The organism is Polaromonas sp. P1_F8 (assembly GCF_056405635.1).
Genome location: NZ_JBFUBS010000003.1, coordinates 64,137 through 82,062 on the forward strand (window position 1 = coordinate 64,137; position 17,926 = coordinate 82,062).

At 64.7% G+C, this 17,926-nt stretch carries 10 protein-coding genes; 2 read left to right on the plus strand and 8 right to left on the minus strand.

All coding sequences use genetic code 11. The features are described from left to right. Positions 1–30 precede the first annotated feature (30 nt). The 8 genes from AC1D1J_RS12140 to AC1D1J_RS12175 all read right to left on the minus strand — a co-directional run bounded on the left by AC1D1J_RS12140 (position 31) and on the right by AC1D1J_RS12175 (position 15,687). Entirely contained in the window at positions 31–1,362 is a 1,332-nt protein-coding gene (locus AC1D1J_RS12140) for a TPM domain-containing protein (RefSeq protein WP_477694827.1), read from the minus strand. Positions 1,363–1,436: 74 nt separating this feature from the next. Next, on the minus strand, positions 1,437–3,701 hold the full coding sequence (pbpC, locus tag AC1D1J_RS12145) for a penicillin-binding protein 1C (protein WP_477694828.1): 2,265 nt from the start codon (positions 3,699–3,701) through the stop codon (positions 1,437–1,439). Continuing rightward, positions 3,698–4,411, minus strand: a complete 714-nt coding sequence (locus AC1D1J_RS12150; protein WP_477694829.1) for a hypothetical protein — start codon at positions 4,409–4,411, stop codon at positions 3,698–3,700. Before AC1D1J_RS12150 ends, pbpC begins: the two co-directional genes overlap by 4 nt. Next, positions 4,408–5,613, minus strand: coding sequence for a serine hydrolase domain-containing protein (locus tag AC1D1J_RS12155; protein WP_477694830.1), 1,206 nt, complete (start codon positions 5,611–5,613; stop codon positions 4,408–4,410). The genes AC1D1J_RS12150 and AC1D1J_RS12155 overlap by 4 nt, the downstream gene beginning before the upstream one ends. After that, positions 5,610–11,564, minus strand: a complete 5,955-nt coding sequence (locus AC1D1J_RS12160; protein WP_477695079.1) for an alpha-2-macroglobulin family protein — start codon at positions 11,562–11,564, stop codon at positions 5,610–5,612. The genes AC1D1J_RS12155 and AC1D1J_RS12160 overlap by 4 nt, the downstream gene beginning before the upstream one ends. A gap of 172 nt (positions 11,565–11,736) precedes the next feature. Further along, positions 11,737–13,245, minus strand: a complete 1,509-nt coding sequence (locus AC1D1J_RS12165; RefSeq protein ID WP_477694831.1) for a DegQ family serine endoprotease — start codon at positions 13,243–13,245, stop codon at positions 11,737–11,739. Between the two features lie 194 nt (positions 13,246–13,439). Continuing rightward, complete coding sequence (locus AC1D1J_RS12170) at positions 13,440–14,852, minus strand: ATP-binding protein (protein WP_477694832.1); 1,413 nt, start codon at positions 14,850–14,852, stop codon at positions 13,440–13,442. A 175-nt stretch (positions 14,853–15,027) separates the two neighbouring features. Beyond that, positions 15,028–15,687: a response regulator gene (locus AC1D1J_RS12175; protein ID WP_457279431.1), complete on the minus strand. Its 660-nt coding sequence runs from the start codon at positions 15,685–15,687 to the stop codon at positions 15,028–15,030. Positions 15,688–15,924: 237 nt separating this feature from the next. Here AC1D1J_RS12175 and AC1D1J_RS12180 point away from each other — a divergent pair, with 237 nt between their 5' ends. Together AC1D1J_RS12180 and AC1D1J_RS12185 are read left to right on the plus strand one after the other, a co-directional pair. Further along, positions 15,925–16,899 (plus strand): lipopolysaccharide kinase InaA family protein, encoded by a 975-nt coding sequence (locus AC1D1J_RS12180; protein ID WP_477694833.1) that lies wholly within the window; start codon positions 15,925–15,927, stop codon positions 16,897–16,899. Positions 16,900–16,937: 38 nt separating this feature from the next. Further along, positions 16,938–17,915, plus strand: a complete 978-nt coding sequence (locus AC1D1J_RS12185; protein ID WP_477688021.1) for a VWA domain-containing protein — start codon at positions 16,938–16,940, stop codon at positions 17,913–17,915. Positions 17,916–17,926: the final 11 nt, after the last annotated feature.

Consider the following 17,926-nt stretch of genomic DNA (forward strand, 5'->3'; position numbering starts at 1 on the left):
TTTCCACATCCCAGCCGCTGCCGGTGCCTCTTACCAGCTGCCGGACGACCCACCACCGCTGCTGGAGCCACCCGACGAACTCCGGCTGCTGGAGCTGGAGCTCGAACTGCTGCCCGACGAGCTGCTGCCATCCCGGTCGTCGCGCCCACTGCTGCTGCCGACACCACCGGTGAAGAAGCCGAACAGCATCGCCAGCCCGAATGCCATGCCTGTCGGCATCCAGGATTCCCAGTCAGTTAGAAGCAGGTCTGGCGGGTTTTGAAACGCCACATACCCCACAACGCAGGCCACCAGGGCGCTGCGCACGCCAAACTCCACCAGGCTGCGTTTGTAGGCCGCGCGCATACCCATGGCGATCAGGCCGAGCAGCAAACAGCCTATACCGCCCCCCAGGGCGTAGAGCAGGCCCACGCCGAACCGCTCGGAGCCCACCACGAAGGCAATACCGACCATGACGCCGATCGCCAGCCCGATACCGGCGGCAATCCTGCGCACCGTGCGGGAGCGGCCGCAGCCGAAGCCCAGCGCAAACGCCAAAGGCATCGGGAAGGTGAGCAGGATGGCTCCGATGGCGACATTCTTCAGGACAACTACCGCCACCGCCGGGGCGGCCGCGACGATACCGATCGTCACAGGCCACTTCCAGGTGCGATGCGCCCGGACTACGCCCACGGCGAAACCCCACAGCAGTGCGGCAAGAAAGGCCCAGCCAAAGCGCGTGATGCCACCGCGGCTCGCGTCCGGGGGCTCAATGTCGCCTCGCAACAGTGCGCCGATGTGGCTGACGGCCGCTTCCAGTCCGCCCCCGTAGTCGTTGCGCTTAAAGCGCGGCTTCATGTCCTGGTCGATGATGCGGCCCGCCAGCACGTCGGGCACGGTGCCCTCCAGGCCCTGGCCGACCTCGATGCGCATGCGCCTGTCTTTCAGGGCCACCAGGATCAGGATGCCGTCATCGCGCTGGGTGTCGCCGAGTTTCCATTTCTCAAACACGCGCGTGGCGTATTCCTCGATGGAGTCTTCGCCCGTGGTCGGCAGCATGTACACGACGACTGCTGCGCGCGTGTCTGCTTCGATTGCCAGGATCTGTTCGTTCAGCGACGCGATCTGTTGGGTATTGAGTGTGCTGGTGGTGTCGAGGACGCGGGCGCTGTAGGGCGGCACGGGCACCCGCCCGGCTTGGGACTGCACGGGCACTTGCGCGGCATCGGCCGGCGCGGCCACCTGCGCGGCATCGGTCGGCACGGCTGTTTGCTGGGCACCGGCGGGCAGCATGCACAGCGCCGCCCACAGCACGACCAGGCTCTTGAAGAGGCGCCATGTTGTTGGCGCCGGGGATGTCACGGCAGCTTGAGAATGTTGCACGAAGGGTCTGGGGTAAAGGAGAGCGGGGCGAGAAGGGCGGGCGCAGCGCTGCCGGATGTCGGGGCCGCGGAAAATCAACGTGCCGCAGTCGCGCCGCCACGTACGCTGGCTTCGCGCACACCGGCACCGCGCACTTCGAGCCTGATCTCGTCAGCCACCTTGCCGCCGGCGTCAACCAGCTGCACCACATGCCGGCCTGGCCAGGGCAGCCACTGTGCCTGGGGCCCGCGCGCAAACTCCTTGCCGTCCATCAGCCAGCGGGTGCCGCGGCCTTCGGCGCTGAAGCTCACACGCTGGTGTTTGGGCGGAATGTCCGGGTCCAGCGCAATGATGGTGCCGGAGGCAGGGGCGGTGATGCGGGGCGGGGCGTCGGGCTCGGCAACCGGTTTTTTCAAGAAATTTCTGGCTGCGACCCTTTCAGAACGGGCGCCACCAGCTCCTGAATTCATAGCAAAAACGGCCTGCTCCGTGCCTTTCAGAAACCATTCACTGCGGGATGCCTCCAGCGGCGTGCCGCCCTGGTTGCCAAACCGGGTCTGGCTTTGCACCAGGCCGGCAGGTGGCAGCGGCGCGCGGCTGGGTTCGGTTTTGTGCAGGTAATTCATCACTGCGGCCCAGATGGGGGCGGCGCCTGTGGTGCCGCTGACGTCCCACATGGGCGCGCCGCTGGCGTTGCCTACCCACACGCCCACGGTGTAGCGTTGCGAAAAACCCATGGCCCAGTTGTCGCGCATGTCCTTGCTGGTGCCGGTTTTCACGGCGCTCCAGAAGCGGGTGGCCAGGATGCTGTCGGTGCCGAAAGTGCGGGCGCGCGCCATCGGGTCGGCCATGATGTCGGTGGCGATGAAGGCTGCGCGGGCGTCCAGCGCTGGCTTGAACTGGGGCTTGGGGTTCTTTACCAGTGAAGGCGCGCTGTAGCGACCGCCATTGGCCAGCGTGCGGTAGGCATTGGTGAGGGACAGCAAAGAGACCTCGCTGCTGCCCAGCGCCAGGCTGTAGCCGTAGTAGTCGCCGGATTCCTTGAGCGGCAGGCCGACGGCCTTCAGTTGTTTGTGAAAAGCGTCGGGCGACACCATCACCAGTGTGCGCACGGCCGGCACGTTCAGCGAAGCACCGAGTGCGGTGCGCGCCGACACCAGGCCCTTGAACTGCCGGTCGTAGTTTTGCGGAATGTAAAGCCCTCCCGCGGTCTGGATCTGCGAAGAGGAATCTTCGAGCAGCGAAGCCGCGGTGATGCGGCGCTCGGCAATGGCCTCAGCATACAAAAATGGTTTGAGCGTGGAGCCCGGCTGGCGCAGCGCCATCACACCGTCGACTTCGGCGGCGCCGCTCAGTTCACCCGACGAACCCACCCAGGCCAGCACTTCGCCGGTGGCGTTGTCCAGCACGACAATGGCGCCGTCTTCGACGTGGCGGCCGCGCAGCTCGCGCAGCTGCTGGGTCAGGGTCTGCACGGCAAAACGCTGCAGCGGCGCGCGTGCGGTAGAAACCAGCGTGCGGGGCACGCCCGTACGCCCGGGGGTATCGGCCTGGGCCGCGAGCAGCCGGCGCGCCAGGTGCGGCGCCACGCCTTCACTCGGGTCAAACGCCTTGCGCTGCAGTGCGGCGGTGGCAAACAGATCCAGGCCTTCGCAGTCGGTTTTGGCCGGGGCCTGCATGGTTTTAAGCACACCGCAGGCCCGCTGCGAAACCTGTGCAACTTTGGCATTGGGCGCGCGCACCAGCGCGGCGGCAATCGCGGCCTCGCGTTCATCGAGCCCATGCGCAGCCTTGCCGAACAGCGTGCGGCTCAGTGCATCAATGCCCACCATCTCGCCGCGAAAAGGCACGAGATTCAGATATGCTTCAAGAATCTGGTCCTTTCGCCAGCGGGCTTCCAGCACCTGTGCCGAAACCGTCTGGCCCACCTTCTGCACCATGCTGCGGCCACCCGCACCGGCACGCCAGTCTTCGTCGAGCAGGCCCGCCAGCTGCATGCTGAGAGTGGAGGCGCCGCGAGTCTTGGTATTCCACAGATTGCCCCAGGCCGCCGCAGAGACAGCCCGCCAGTCCACCCCGCTGTGCTCGTAAAAGCGCTTGTCTTCACTCAGAATCAGTGCCGTGCGCAGGGCCGGCGACACATCGGGCAGCGCCACCCACTGACCGCGCCGCACGGCGCTGTCGATACGCAGCCGCTGGATGACTTCACCACTGCGGTCGAGGATGAGCGTGTCGGAGGGGCGGAAGTCGCGTTTGACTTCGTCGAAGGTGGCGACGGCATGGGCAGGCGAGATCGCCCCGCCCGCCAGAGCAAGGGCCAGCGTCAAGCTTGTGAAAATGCGTTTCGGCTCGCGATTCATTTCTTTGTGCAAAGTCTCAGGTTGGTCCGGGTGGCTTGCACCACCGGCAGATAGGCCTCTGAATCGCTAGGAGGGTAGCTCCCCTTGATTTCATCGTCAGACTTTGCGGCGTCAGGCGCGAGGTCTTGCAAAGTCTTGATGCAGGCCGCACGATCACCCAGTTTGAATTGGGTGAGAGCCAGGTCGTTCAATACCCAGGCCGATTCAATCCAATAGAGGAATGGCTTGCACTGCGTTGCAACAGGCTGGATCACAGCCAAAGCGGCAGCGTAGTCTTTCGCCACATAACTCTTCTTGAAATTCTTCTTCGACTCATTAATGCTCTTGCGCACGCAAAGAGGCTCAGGCTTGCGGTACGTCCCCTCAAACCATGCCCGCATGCCGCAGAAATCGCGGCATGCGTCGGCGCCGTTGGTTGAGACCTTGACATCCTGGCCCTCGGTCTTGAAGCTCACCTGGCATGCGGATTTCCCGATTTTCGACTTGCCATCGACGATCACGCCGTCCAGGTCGCATACGTGCGCGTTGGCTCCCGTGGTCTCTATCGCGAACTTTCCGCGCGGCTGAACCCGCAGCGTGCCCGATGCACCGTCACTGATCACGTATTCACCCTCGGCAGGCGTGCTGAACTGTGCAAGGGCCAGGTTGGCGCTCAGGAGCATGAATGCATAAAAGGCAAGTTTCACTTTGACGCCTCCAGCCTGTTTCATGCCGGCAACCCAATCTTCGTCGCCGCGTTGAAGAGCTGGAACAGCTGCGCTTGCCACGGCCCCTCGGATTCCACCGCGGTCTGCACCAGCACAGTTTGCGTCACCCGGTCTACCAGCACGCGCTGTCCGTGGTGGCCATTCATCATCATCCAGCTGCCGTCGGCCTTGGGATGCCAGAAGAAATTCTTGTAGCCGAAGCCGCGCATGGCCGTGCCGTGCCGGACTTGCGCATCTGCGGCCGACCATGAGGCGCATTCGTCAATCCACTTCTTGCTGACGACCTGGCGGCCTTCCATGATGCCGTCCTGCGCGATCAGCTGCGCCAGCCGCGCCCAGTCGCGCAGACGCGCGCCAAAGCCTATGCAGTTGAACTCCTTGCCTTTGCTGTCGCACAGCCAGCTGGCGCCGCCCTCTGCGCCCAGCGGCTGCCACAGGGCTTCTTCGCAAAAGGCTGCCAGCGGTTTGCCGGTGACCTGGCGGATGACCATGCCGATGGTCAGTGGGCACAGTTCGTTGTAGTTGTAGCGTGTGCCGGGCGGCTCCTGCACCGCATTCCAGCTGCGCACCACGGTCTCCAGGTCGCTGCCGCTGCCGAGGAAGGCGCGCGGGTAGATGGTGGGGTTGTCGCGGTCGTGCAGGACGGCCGCGCCGCTGGACATATTGGCCAGGTGGCGCAGGGCAATGCCGCCGTGCAGTGTGCCCTTGAGTTCGTCCACATACATCTGCGGCGTGTCGTCCATGGAGCGGATCAGGCCTCGGTCCAGGCAGATGCCCAGCAGCAACGACGTCACGCTCTTGGCCATGGACCAGCTCGTCATGCGCATGTCAGGCTTGCGGTCGAACTGGTAAGACTCCAGAAGAGTCGTGCCCTTGCGCGCGATGAGCAGGCCAGTCACCGGCCAGGCCTTGAGGTAGTCCGCCGCCGATTCCGCAATGGGCGCGAATGCCTTGAGGCTTTCGGCAGATGCCGCCTTCAGCGTGGAAGCCTGTGCGGGCGCGGCGATGGGCCGCGCCCGGAGCATGGCTTCGTAGCCGCCGGAATAATTGCCAATGCGGTAGTCCTTGTCGGTCCAGTTGCGGTTGCCGCCCCAGCCCGTCGGGTAAGCGAAGCGTTGCTGCCAGTCGGCGGCGGCCGCGGCCGCCACGCGCGGCAGGGCAATGCCCGCAGCCAGTGCGACGGCCAGGGAACGCCGCTGGATCATTTTGCTGCTTCCACCTTCACCCGCGCATTCGGGAATTCGCCAAACATCTCGGGCGCATACATGGCCTCGACCCGGCTAGGCGGCAGCGCGAAGTCGCCGACGTTGTTCAGGCGCACGGTGTATTCCATCTTCACCACGCCCTTGGGCAGGTATTCGTAATAACTGCGGAAGGCTTCGAAGCTGCGCTCTTCAAACGCGGGCCAGCCTGCGCCGGTTTTCTTTTCGCCGCTGGTGGCGATTTCGGAATCACGGCCAAGACCGCCACCCAGGATCGTTGCGCCGCCCGGCACCGGGTCGCTGATGACGACCCAGGTCATGTCGGCGCTGGCGTTGACTTCCAGCGTGATGCGGATCACGTCGCCGCGCGTGTAGATACCTTTGACGGCCTGCTCCACCGGGGTGATCGTTTTCTTGATCTGGTAACCGGCATTGAAAGGCGCCTTCAGCTGGATGGCTGCGATGGACTGCAACGTGAGCCACGGTTTGCCAGGGCCTTGATGCGTCACGGTCAAGGTGTCTTTGGCCGCGCTGCCCCAGGGCAGGAACATGCTGTTGTTGCGCAGGTTACCGGGCGAGGCCGGTGCGCCGAAGAAGGTGGTCTGGTTGGGTGCGCCGGCTGCATCGGTGGTCTTGACGCGGTCGACCTTGGCCCAGTCCACGCCCGCTACGCTGGCGGTTGCCGCTGCCAACGTCGCTTTGGTCACACCGGCCACGGGTGTGGCTTCAAACCTGGCCGAGAACTTGTCGAGGGCCAGGCCGCCCCACAGGTTGGCCGTGGTGGTGTGCCACGCACCCTTTTGCTGGCGCGCGATAAAGCCGTTGGCCAGGCGGCCCATGTCGTCTTTCCAGGCCGGGTCGTCCATCACGGCCAGCATCAGGCGCGCGGTGTTCACATCACCGTTGGTCATCAGCCACCACCAGTAGTCATCCTTCTCGGTGCTGAAGACCAGCTTGGTGCCCTGGAAGGACAGGCGCGAACGCAGCACCTGGTTGGCCTCGGCGATGCGCTGCTCACGCTGCGGCACATCGGCCACGCGTTTCAGGATATTGAGCCAGTCGATCACAGCGTGTGTGGGCCACTGGTTGGGCGCAATCGTGATGCTGCCCAGCATGCGGCCCTGCGCCTTGCCGTAGCGCGAGAGCGCTTCCAGCGCGGCCAGCTTGCGCACGTCGAGGTCCTTGCGTGGGCTCCAGAACTCGCGCTGGATACGGCCTTCCACAAACGCGATCAGGCCACGCTCCATCGGGGCGCGCGCATCGTCGGGCAGGGCAAACGCCGGGTTGATGCCGGAGGCTTCGTGCGTGGCGGCCAGCAGGTAGGCCGTCAGTGCATCGCTGCCGCGATTCGCTTCGCCGTCGCGCGGCGGGAAGTAGTTGGCCAGGCCATCACTGTCCAGGTAGCTGGGCAGTTGTGCCAGCACGGTCTGCCAGAGCTTGCTGTCGCGCAGTCCCACCGACTTGCTGGTTTTTTGCTCCAGGCAGATGAAAGGGTACATCGCGAAATAGTCGCGCACACCGTCCATGCCTTCGGCCAGTTTGGGCTGCAGCGACATCTTCAGGCCGCCGCGGCCGGGCAGGGCGTCGGCCGGTGGGTTCACGTCCAGCGTGAAGCTGCCGTCGACCTGCACCAGTGTGGCTTGCTGCACGGTCAGTGGCACCGCCGGGATGATGCGCTGGCGTGCCTTGAGGCCGTCGCGCGCGCCGGAAATCGTGTCTTTGGCTTCGATCTCCCACAGGATGGCTTCGGCGCGCGTGAACGCGAGCTGCGCCGGTGCGGTGACCATCCAGGCCACTTCGCGCGCTTCGCCTGCGGGGATGTCCACCGTCTGCGGTTTCAGGTCAAGCAGCGTGGCGCGCGGGCTCACTTCCACCTTCATGGCTACTTTGGTGGTGTTGCGCAGCGTCAGTTGCGCGCGGAACTGGTCGTCCTCGCGCACCAGCGGCGGCAGGCCGCTGATGATTTGCAGGTCCTGTGTGGCCTTGATGCTGGTCTGGCCCGTGCCGAAGAGGCCGGTGCCCGCGTCTGCCACCGCCACAATCTTGAAGGTGGTCAGCGCGTCGTTGAGCGGCACCATCACCACGGCCTGGCCGTTGGCATCCAGCTGCACCTTCGGGTTCCACAGCAGCAGGGTGTCGAGCAGTTCGCGCGTGTTGCTTCGCCCGCCGCCGCCGCCGGCTGCTACAGCCTTGCGGCCGAAATGCCTGCGGCCGATGATCTCCATCTGCGCGGTCGAGGTTTCCACGCCCCAGGCGCGGCGCTGCAGCATCGCGTCCAGCAGGTTCCAGCTGCTGTTGGGCATCAGCTCCAGCAGGGCCTGGTCTACCGCGGCCAGCGCCACTTCGGCATTGGCGGCCGGCTGTCCATTGGGCAGCTTGGCGGTAATGGTTACCTTGGCCTGGCTGCGCACGGCGTAGCTTTCCTTGTCGGTTTTCACGCTGACGTCAAGCTGGTGCGCCTTGGTACCGACACGTATTTCGGCCACGCCCAGGCGGAAGGCCGGTTTGCTCAAATCGACCAGCGCAGTGGGCGCGACGTATTCGCGGCCTTCGTACCAGAAGGATGTCCACCATTCACGTGGTGCCTTGTAGCCCCAGGTGAAGAAGCTGTACCAGGGCACTTCGCGCAGCCGGCCGCGCAGGGCCAGCACGCTCACGTACACATTCGGCCCCCAGCCTTCCTTGATCTGAAGGTTCACCGTCGGGTCCTGGCCGTTGAGCTGTACCACTTGGGTTTCGACGATGCCTTCACGCTCAACGGCGACCAGTGCCGTGGCAAACCGGAAGGGCATGCGCACCTGGAACTTGGCGGTCTCGCCGGGCTGGTAGCTTTTCTTCTCGGGCAGCACGTCCATGCGGTCATGGTCTTCACCGCCGAACCAGAGTTCACCCTGGCGGGTGACATACACATTGCTGGCGGCCTGGATGGTGTTGCCGTCCTTGTCCTTGGCCGTCACGATGAGTTCGACCTCACCGGGTTCGCCGAGCTTGGTCTCGCACAGCAGCAATCCGCGCGAATCGCTCTTGCCGCTGCAGACGCTGCCGAGGTCTTTGATCTCGGTCTTGTTGTCGTAGGTGTAGAAGCCGCCCACCATGCGCTTGCGGCTCGTGGTGGTGATGCGCGCCACGGCCTTGACCTCCAGCGAGACACCAGGGGCGATCTTGCCTGTCAGGTCAAGCGCCAGTGCCTGGAACTTGATCTTCTGGCTGGAAGAAACCCAGCCTTCAGTCTTGATGCCCGCCACCACAGCCGCCGGCCAGACGGTGGAAGTGCTGCGGATGGTCTGCACTTCACCGTTCGGGTCGGCATAGGTGGCTTCCATCAGCAGCTCCTGCGGCTGCCTGCGCTCGGGGATGTCGTTGATGGTGAGCTTGCCTGCGCCATTGCGGTCCAGCGTCAGCGGGAGTTTGTCGGCAATCACGCGCTGGTCCTGCGAAGAGGTGCTTTCCTCTTCGCCCTGGTTGCCGGCGCTACCGCGGCCGGTGCTCGGTGGCGAGAAGTTGAATTCGTCGAAATCGCTGTAGCTCAGGGACTTGCCGCGCACCAGCGCCGACACCCGTACGGGCAGGGCCACGGCGCCGCCGCCCGCCACGTAATTGATCTGCACGTCGGTTGGCACGGACTTCACATTGACGAGTGGCTTTTTATCGGAAGGATTGATGCGGCCTTCAAGCACCGGCAAACGGAACTCTTCCACACGGAACTGCCCGCTGGAAAAACTGCGCTCGCGGCTGCCGCGTTCGCCCTTGAGCTGCACTTCATACACACCCAGCTTGGCAGCAGGCGGAATGGCAAAGGTGTTTTCGGCGCTTTGCCCGCCCGTGGCGGTCTTGCGCCAGGTGATGGGCTGGGTGTATTGCTGGCCGCTGCCGACATGCGTGATCACCAATGTGGCCGGCGCGTCCTCGGGCAGGCCAAAACCCTTGCTGGTTTCGGTGCGCAGCAGGTGTTTCATCGACACCGTTTCGCCGGCGCGGAACAGCGTGCGGTCAAAGACCGTGTGTGCCCGTTCGTTGGGCAGGGGGTCGCGGCTGGTCGGCACGTTGAAGCGCCAGGGCTCAATGCCCTTGTGCCAGTCGCTCCAGGTGAAGGCGAGGTCTTCAATGCCGGCCACTGTGCTGCGCGCACTCACGAAATAGGCATTGACTGAGTCGCTACCCGGGCAACGAGGCGGCTCGGAAGACAGGCCGCTGAAATTGGCGATGCCCTGTGCGTTGGTGACAGCCTTGGCGATCTCGGTGCCGTTGCAGCCCGAGACGCGCACCGTGGCGCCCGCCACCGGGGCGCCCTTGTCGAGCGTGGTGACCCAGGCCAGCGAGTTCTCGCGGCCCAGCTTGAAGTGCACGCCCAGGTTGGTCACCAGGGCGGAAGTACGCACATACATGGTCCGGCTATTGCCATAACGTTCGTCGAGCAAGGAACTGCCCAGTTTTTGCGAAGCGATCTCGACCACATGGAAACCGGGTGCCAGCGGGATGCCGACCACTTCAAACGGGCGCGGGTCGTTGCCTGCGGCGGGCTTGGGCAGGTCCAGCGTCTTCACGCCAGCCTGGCCGGCCAGCAGCGACACCATGCGTGACTGGACATAGTCCCGGTCGCGTGACTCCAGCGGTTTGGGGAGGGACCCCTTGATGTCGGCAGCAGCCGTCTTGCGCGAAACCTGGTAGTCGTCGTAACGCTGCACCTTGCGGAACCACGCAATGATCTCGGCGTCGGTGCGGGGCTGGAGGTCACTGACCTTTCCGGCCGGTGCCGTGCCGGGCGTGAGCCCTTTCACGGGCAGCAGGGCTTCGACATTGCGCAACGTGACGGGCAACAGGGCCGGGTCGCCCGGCTTGGTGTTGGGTTCGGCAAAACGTTCGACGATGCCGAAAGGAGAGGCGGCGAATTTGGCCAGCGGCGGCATGGAGCCGGTCGCCACCTTGAGGGGGAAGCTGTCGGCATTGCGCAGCGTGCGCGCAGAGGCGTCCTTGAAACCTCTGGGAAGCTCCAGCATGAATTGCCCCTGTTCAGGAAACAGCGGCTTGAAGGTCACGTTGCTGACCAGGCTGTCACCGTCACTGTTGCCTTCCTCGAAGGCGGGCTTGAACGTGTCCTTGTCGCCCTTCAGGCGAATGGCCTCGGCCAGCTTGCGCGGCACGGGGGTATTGAAGTTGAGGGTCATGGGCCGCATCGGCAGGCAGGCCGACTGGGCGTTTTCGCGTTCGCAGGTGAAGCTGGCCGCAAACGGCTCGCGTACCTGGAAGTTGTAGCGTTTTTCCACCGAATTGGGTATGCCGCTGGGTGTGCTGACGCCTTTACCGTACACCAGCTGCACTTTGGCAGCCGATGTCAGGCGCCGGTTGCAGGTCAGGGTGGCGTAACGCAGCGGATCCTGGGCTGCGGCCTTTTCCAGGCCCAGCGACTTGAGCAGTTCGTTGCGCTCGTTACCGTCGATGAGCTTGACAGGAACACGTTCACCCAGGCCTTCCACGTTGCACCAGACGTTCTCGCGAATGCTGGCCAGTGTGGCGGCGCCGTTGAACTGCAGCACGAAGTACTGTTCTTCGTCGATGCGCTCGTAGGTGCCGGGGCGAAGGTTCTGGATGAAGGGGCCGCCGGTGTTGAATTTGTAGGAGGAGTTGCCGCCCACGGGCTGGCTCTTGGGAGACTTGAAAGTGCTGACCACCTGCACCGAACAGCTTACGCCGGGCGGCAGGTCGTTTTCAAATTCGAAAGCCCATTCGCGTTCATTGATCCAGCGGCCGGAGCCTTTGGTGGCCTGCGCATCACTGCAGCTCAGTGACAGCGGGGCCGGTGCCTTGGGGTCGCCGAAATTGACGGCGCCTTCGTCAAATTTGGCGACGATTTGCCTGACACGCGCGACTTCGCCCTGCGGCGAAAGACTGGTGATTTGCAGGGCATGGGCATGCAGCGAAACAGCCGCGATCAGTGCCAGGGCGGCTTTTTTCATTATTGGGCTCACGTTTTCCTCTCCTTCGGGAGGCCAAGCGTAGCCGATCTGGATGTAACAAAATGTCCCGTGAAATGGGCAAAACCGGCCAAAAAAAAGCGGGCCTGAAGCCCGCTGGGGTGATTTTCAGAGGGCCTTCAGCGAAAAGCGGAAGGCCCCTGCGTCAGGATGCTCAGCTGAAGTTCACCGGCACAAAAATTTTGCTGTCGCCCCGCTGTATCAGAAGCGCCACGGATTTCTCTGCTTTGGCCACGGTGGCGCGCACCTGGTCGATGTTTTTCACCGGAATGCCGTTGATGGACAGCAGTACATCGCCAACCTGCACCCCGGCCATTGCCGCCGGGCCGCTTGCCTGCTGAACCACGAGGCCGTTGTCCACGCCGGCTTCCTGCTTTTCATCGGGCTGCAGTGGGCGCAGCGCCAGGCCCAGCTTGCCCTGGTTGGGCGTGTCCTTTTTGGCTGCGGCCTGGGCCGTCTTCTCGTCGGCATTGGCCAGCCTGGCAGTGACCACCTTGGCGGCGCCCTGCCGCCAGATGTCCAGCCGGATGCTGTCGCCGGGCGCCGCCAGGCCGATCAGCGCGGGCAGGTCGCCCGACGACACGATGGGCTGGCCGTTCACGCCGCGGATCACATCACCCGACTGCAGGCCGGCCTTGTCTGCCGGGCCGCCTTTTTCCACACTCGAAACCAGCGCGCCTTCGGGCTTGTCCAGCTTGAAGGAGTCGGCAAAGGACTGGTTGACCTCCTGCACCGCCACGCCCAGGCGGGCATGCTCGACCTTGCCGGTGGCCACGATCTGGTTTTTGATGCGGACCGCCACGTCGACCGGGATGGCGAAAGACACGCCCTGGTAGCCGCCGCTGCGGGTATAGATCTGGGAGTTGATGCCCACGACTTCGCCGCGTGCGTTGAACAGCGGGCCACCCGAGTTGCCCGGGTTGACGGCCACGTCGGTCTGGATGAAAGGCACGGCGCTGTCGTCGGGCAGTGAACGGCCCTTGGCGCTGACCACGCCGGCAGTGACGGTGTTTTCAAAACCGAAGGGCGAGCCGATGGCCAGCACCCATTCGCCGACCTTGAGCTCGCTGATCTTGCCGAGTGTCACCACGGGCAGGTTTTTGGCGTCAATGCGCAGCACGGCCACGTCGGTCTTGGGGTCGGCGCCCAGCACCTTGGCGCGGTATTCGCGCCGGTCTGTCAGCTTGACGGTGACCTCTTTTGCATCGCGCACCACATGGGCGTTGGTCAGGATGATGCCGTCGGGGCTGACGATGAAACCCGAACCCTGGCCGCGTGTGGGCATTTCCTGCTGCTGGCCCCCGCGGCCACCTCGGGCCCCCGGGCCTTGCTGGAAGCGTTTGAAGAATTCGAAGAACGGATCACCGGAGGGCGTGTCGTCGTCATCGCCGTCATCCTGTGCCATCGGGGAGTCGTTTCGTACTTTGGTGGTGCCGGTCACGCTGATGTTGACGACCGCCGGGCCGTAGCGTTCGGTGATCTGCGAGAAGTCCGGCAGGGCCATGGGCACGGAGGCTGTGGTGCCGGCGGTGATGGCCGGAGGGACGGCCGCCGTGGCGGCAGGGTGCACCGCATTAAGCGCACTGACGCCGGCGCCACCGATGGCGCCCGCAGCCAGCAGCGCAGCGACCAGCCGGGTATTTTTCAATGCTTCAGATTTCATGAATGGGCTTCCTTGCGTTGAGGGCACACACCGGTGCCGATGGGTACAACTATGGGGTGGCAGCCTTAGGCGGGGCTTAAATTTGCGCGACGGCGGAAGGGGCAGCGTTGCGGGCGTGAATTTTGATGAAAAGTGGCTGCAGCCAAGAATGGACGGGCGCAAGCAGCTATTAAAATAGTAGCAGGTGACGGCTGCTAACCGGCGGTTTCATTCACCGGAAAGCGGACTTCAACCCGCAGCCCGCCCAGGGACTCCGAGGTGCCGAGCTGCAGCGTCGCGCCGTGCCGCTCGGCAATCACCTTGACGATGGCCAACCCGAGGCCGCTGCCGGTTTCCGGAGATGCCGCCGATCCAGCCGGCGCGCCCGCCGCGTCCGTGACGCTGGCGGCGCGAAAGAAGCGGTCAAATACGCGGTGGCGGTCTTCTGCGGCGATGCCCGGGCCGCTGTCTTCCACCGTCAGCACCGGCTGGCCGTCCTGCAAGTCCAGCGACACGTCGACCCGGCCCGCCACCGGCGTGTACTTGACAGCGTTATCCAGCAGGTTGCGCAGCAGGATGCGCAGGGCCTCGCTCTGGCCATTCACCTGCACAGGCTGCTGAGGCTCGCTGCCCGCCAGGCCCAGGTCAATTTGCCTGTGGCCGGCATGGGGCAATACATCGGCCACGGCCAGCTTCACCACATCGCGCAGGTCAATCAGGGTGGCAGCGGCAGGTGCTGCCTGGCCTGAATCGGCTTCGGCTTGTGCCGTGCCGGCGGCTTCTTCGCGGGCCAGCACCAGCAGCTGCTCGACCAACCGTATCGCCCGGTCTATGCCCTGGTTCAACCGGCCAATGGCGGCTTCCCGCGCGGCAGGCTCTTCGTCGTTTCGGCGAAGAGCCTGTGCCTGCAACTTGAGCGCCGTCAGCGGCGAGCGCAGTTCGTGCGCCGCATCAGCCACAAAATGCCGCTGCGCCTCGAACGCGCCGCGCACCCGGCCAAACAGCAGGTTCAGCTCTTCAACCAGCGGCCGCACTTCGTCGGGCAGGCCATCGTCGGCGAGCGGCGACAAATCGTCGGCCGGGCGCCCGGCCACCTGCCGCCGGGCACGCTCGATGGGCGCCAGCGAACGGCTGATGACCCACCACACGGCCAGCATCAGCAGCGGGGTGAGGTAGGCAAAGGGCAGCACGGCGCGCGCAGCCAGCGTGCGGGCGCGCGCCGAGCGGGCGTCCAGGTCCTGCGCGATCTGCACGGTTTGCAACGCAGTCTGCAGGGTGTAGACGCGGTACCGGTTGCCGTGCGCTTCGACGTCCGAAAAACCGAGCACTGCGCGTGGCGGAAGCGCTGAGCGGGTCGAGCGGAATATCTGTGTGCCGTCCTGGCCCCAGATCTGCACATAGACCTCGAAGCGGTCGTCCTCGTCGGCTTCGTCCAGGGGAATATTGAGCGGAATGCCGCTGCGCAGGGAGCGTGCCATTTGCTGCAAATGGTCGTCGAACATCGCGTCGGCCTGCTGCAAGGCGCCGCGATAGGCGGTGGCCGCCTGCAGCAGGGCGGCCAGGAAGATGGCGGCCAGCACGAACCATAGCAGCCTTCTTCTCAGGGAGTGACTCGCCGGCTTCCTCATTGTTTGGGTACCAAGTATCCAAGGCCGCGCACGGTCTGGATCACGTCGTTGCCGAGCTGAATAGGCCCCCACGCTCTCCACTTCGTGTGGTCGCTGCCCCCCGAGGGGGCGCTGCGCCTGCGGCCCGGCAAAGCCGGTTCCGCGGCCCCTGCTGGTGTTTGATCTGCGGGAGTTGTCATTGTTTGGGTACCAAGTATCCAAGGCCGCGCACGGTCTGGATCACGTCGTTGCCAAGTTTTTTACGGACACCGTGGATGTAGACCTCGACCGCGTTGCTGCTGATGTCGTCTTTCCAGCTGAAGAGTTTTTCCTCGAGTTGCGCGCGTGACAGCACCACGCCCGGGCGCGCCAGCAGCGGTTCGAGCACCGCCCATTCCCGTGCCGAGAGCGACACCGGCTGGCCATTGAGGCTGGCTTCGCGCGTGGCGGGGTTCAGGCTTACGCCCTTGTGTTCAAACGCCGGCTCGGCCCGGCCCGCACTGCGCCGTATCAGCGCACGGATGCGTGCCAGCAGTTCGTCGGTGTCATAGGGTTTGACGACATAGTCGTCGGCGCCGGCATCCAGCCCGGCGATGCGGTCGCCGACCGCATCGCGCGCCGTGGCCACCATCACCGGGGTGGTGTTGCGGCGAGCCCGCAAAGCGCGCAGCACTTCCAGGCCGTCGCGTTTGGGCAGGCCCAGGTCCAGCAGCACCAGGTCGTACTGTTCGCTGTTCAGGGCCTCGTCGGCCATGCGGCCGTCACGCACCCAGTCGACGGCATAGTGCTCACCGCGCAGCACCTGCAGCACGGTCTCGCCGATCATGGCGTCGTCTTCAACGAGCAGTAATCGCATTGGAAGATGTACGGTTTTGGAGAAAATTGCCGGGGAGCCCGCAAGCTGGTGGGCCATTGGGGGCCATTGGCCGGATTATCCGGCCAATGCCTGGCCAAGGCTTATGTCAGCCTTAAACGAAAAAAGCAAAGCCGCCATACCGCGGCGAGGAGCGCAAGTGGCCCGCCCGGGGCCATGCCATACTCCGGCAGCCGTGACTGCCCTGGCAGGCGCCTTGTTCAACATGACGTTTACACCATGCCCTTTGTCAGCCTGATGTGTCCCCAATGCGCCGCACCGTTGCCGCGTGCGGCTTATTGGCGCACGGTCACCTGCAGCTACTGCGGGGCCACCGTCAGCCGCGGCGCGGAAACCATCCGTGCCGCCTCGTTTCACGAAGCCTGGCTGCGGGTGCACCAGGCGGTCGATCTCCCGGCGCGCGTGGTGTCCGTCGGCGAACGGCAATATGGCCTGCTGGCCGGCCTGGGCGGCGGCGAGTCGTCGCAGGTCTTTCTCGCGCAGCGCGTGCATCCTTTCGGCGAGCGCGTGACGCTCAAGCTGGCGCGTGACGCCGGCGCATCTGCCGTGCTGCAGCAAGAGGCGGAGACCATCAGGCAATTGCAGGCGCTTAAAACAGCAGGCTCGGCTTACTTCAGCCAGCGCCTGCCGCAGCTCGTTGCTTCAGGCACCGCGCGGGACGGCACGTCGCCCGAGCGGCATGCGCTGGCGCTCAGGCATCCCACGGGATTCTGGGGCAGCCTTGCCGACGTCATGCGTGGGCATCCAACGGGCGTGGACGCCCGCCATGCCGTCTGGATGTGGCGGCGTGTGCTGGAGGTACTGGCCTATCTTCATGACAACAGCTGGCAGCATGGCGACCTGTGCCCGGAGCATTTGCTCGTGCACCCGCGCAACCATGGCGTCCAGATGATTGGCTGGGCGCGGGCGCGGCATGGCGGGCATGGGGCGGTGCAGGACCTGATGCAGCTGGCGTGGAGCATACGCATGCTGTTGAGCGGCCAGGCCGGCAGCGGCGAGCATCCGCCGTCTCTGCCCGCAACCACCCCTGCGCCGCTGGCCGCGCTATTGCTGGCTGGCAGCGAAGATGCCCGTTGGTGCGCACAGCATGGCGCGCGCGGGTTGCTGGCGCAACTGGGTCAGGCGGCCGAGCAGTCTTTTGGCGTGTCGCGTTTTGTCGTTTTTCACCCGACTGCAGCGTCCGCTCTGCACTGAATCAGAATTACTGAATTACCAAAAGAGGAGCCGACTTCATGGGACACGGAAATTATTCATACGCGGCACATGCGGCCATGGTGGCCAACCGATCTGCCAGCCCACACACCGAGGTCTTTACCCAACGGGCCTGCCACGCGCTGATGGACCCGCGCGGGCTCAAGGTCCGGGAGTCGCGCGACAGTGCCGACCACCCGGCGTCGCTGGCCGTCGTGTTCGCACTGGACGTTACCGGCTCGATGGGAGACATCCCCCGCATCCTGGCGCAGCAGGAGCTGCCGACGTTCATGAAGCTGCTGGGCGATTGCAACATCCCCGATCCGCAGCTGATGTTCATGGCCATCGGTGACGCCACATCTGACCGGGCGCCGCTGCAGGTGGGTCAGTTTGAATCCACCGCCGAGTTGATGGACCAATGGCTGACCTGGAGCTATCTGGAGGGAGGCGGTGGCGGCTCGGGCAGTGAAAGCTACGAGCTGGCTTTCTACACCGTTGCCCAGCACACCGACCTGGACTGCTGGGCCAAGCGAAAAAAGCGCGGCTACCTGTTCATGACCGGTGACGAGCTTCCCTATCCGGCCGTGTCACGGCACCAGGTGGAGGCCCTTTTCTCTGAAAAACTGGATGAAGACATCCCGATCGAGGAAGTCATTGCGGCAGCCGCCGAAAACTACCACCTGTTTTTCCTGATCCCCGACCTGGAGCGCCGGCGCAACTGCGAAAAGCGCTGGCGCGAGCTGCTCGGAGAAAACGTCATCTGCATGGAGTCTCCCGAAGACGCATGCGCAGTCGCGGCGGCCATCGTCGGGCTGACGGAGCGCGCCTTGCCGGATTTGGGTGCTGTGGCGCGCGTCCTCAAGGCCAGCGGCGCCACGCCCGAGCGCACAGGCTCGGTCTTGCGTTGCCTGGATGCCTATGCTGCTCACCTGGATCCGTCCAGCATTCGTCACGTGCATGCGCAGGCGACCGGCGCGGCGCCGGTCAGGTCAAGCTGGTGGCGGCGCCTTTTCGGTTGAGCGCTTTCGGG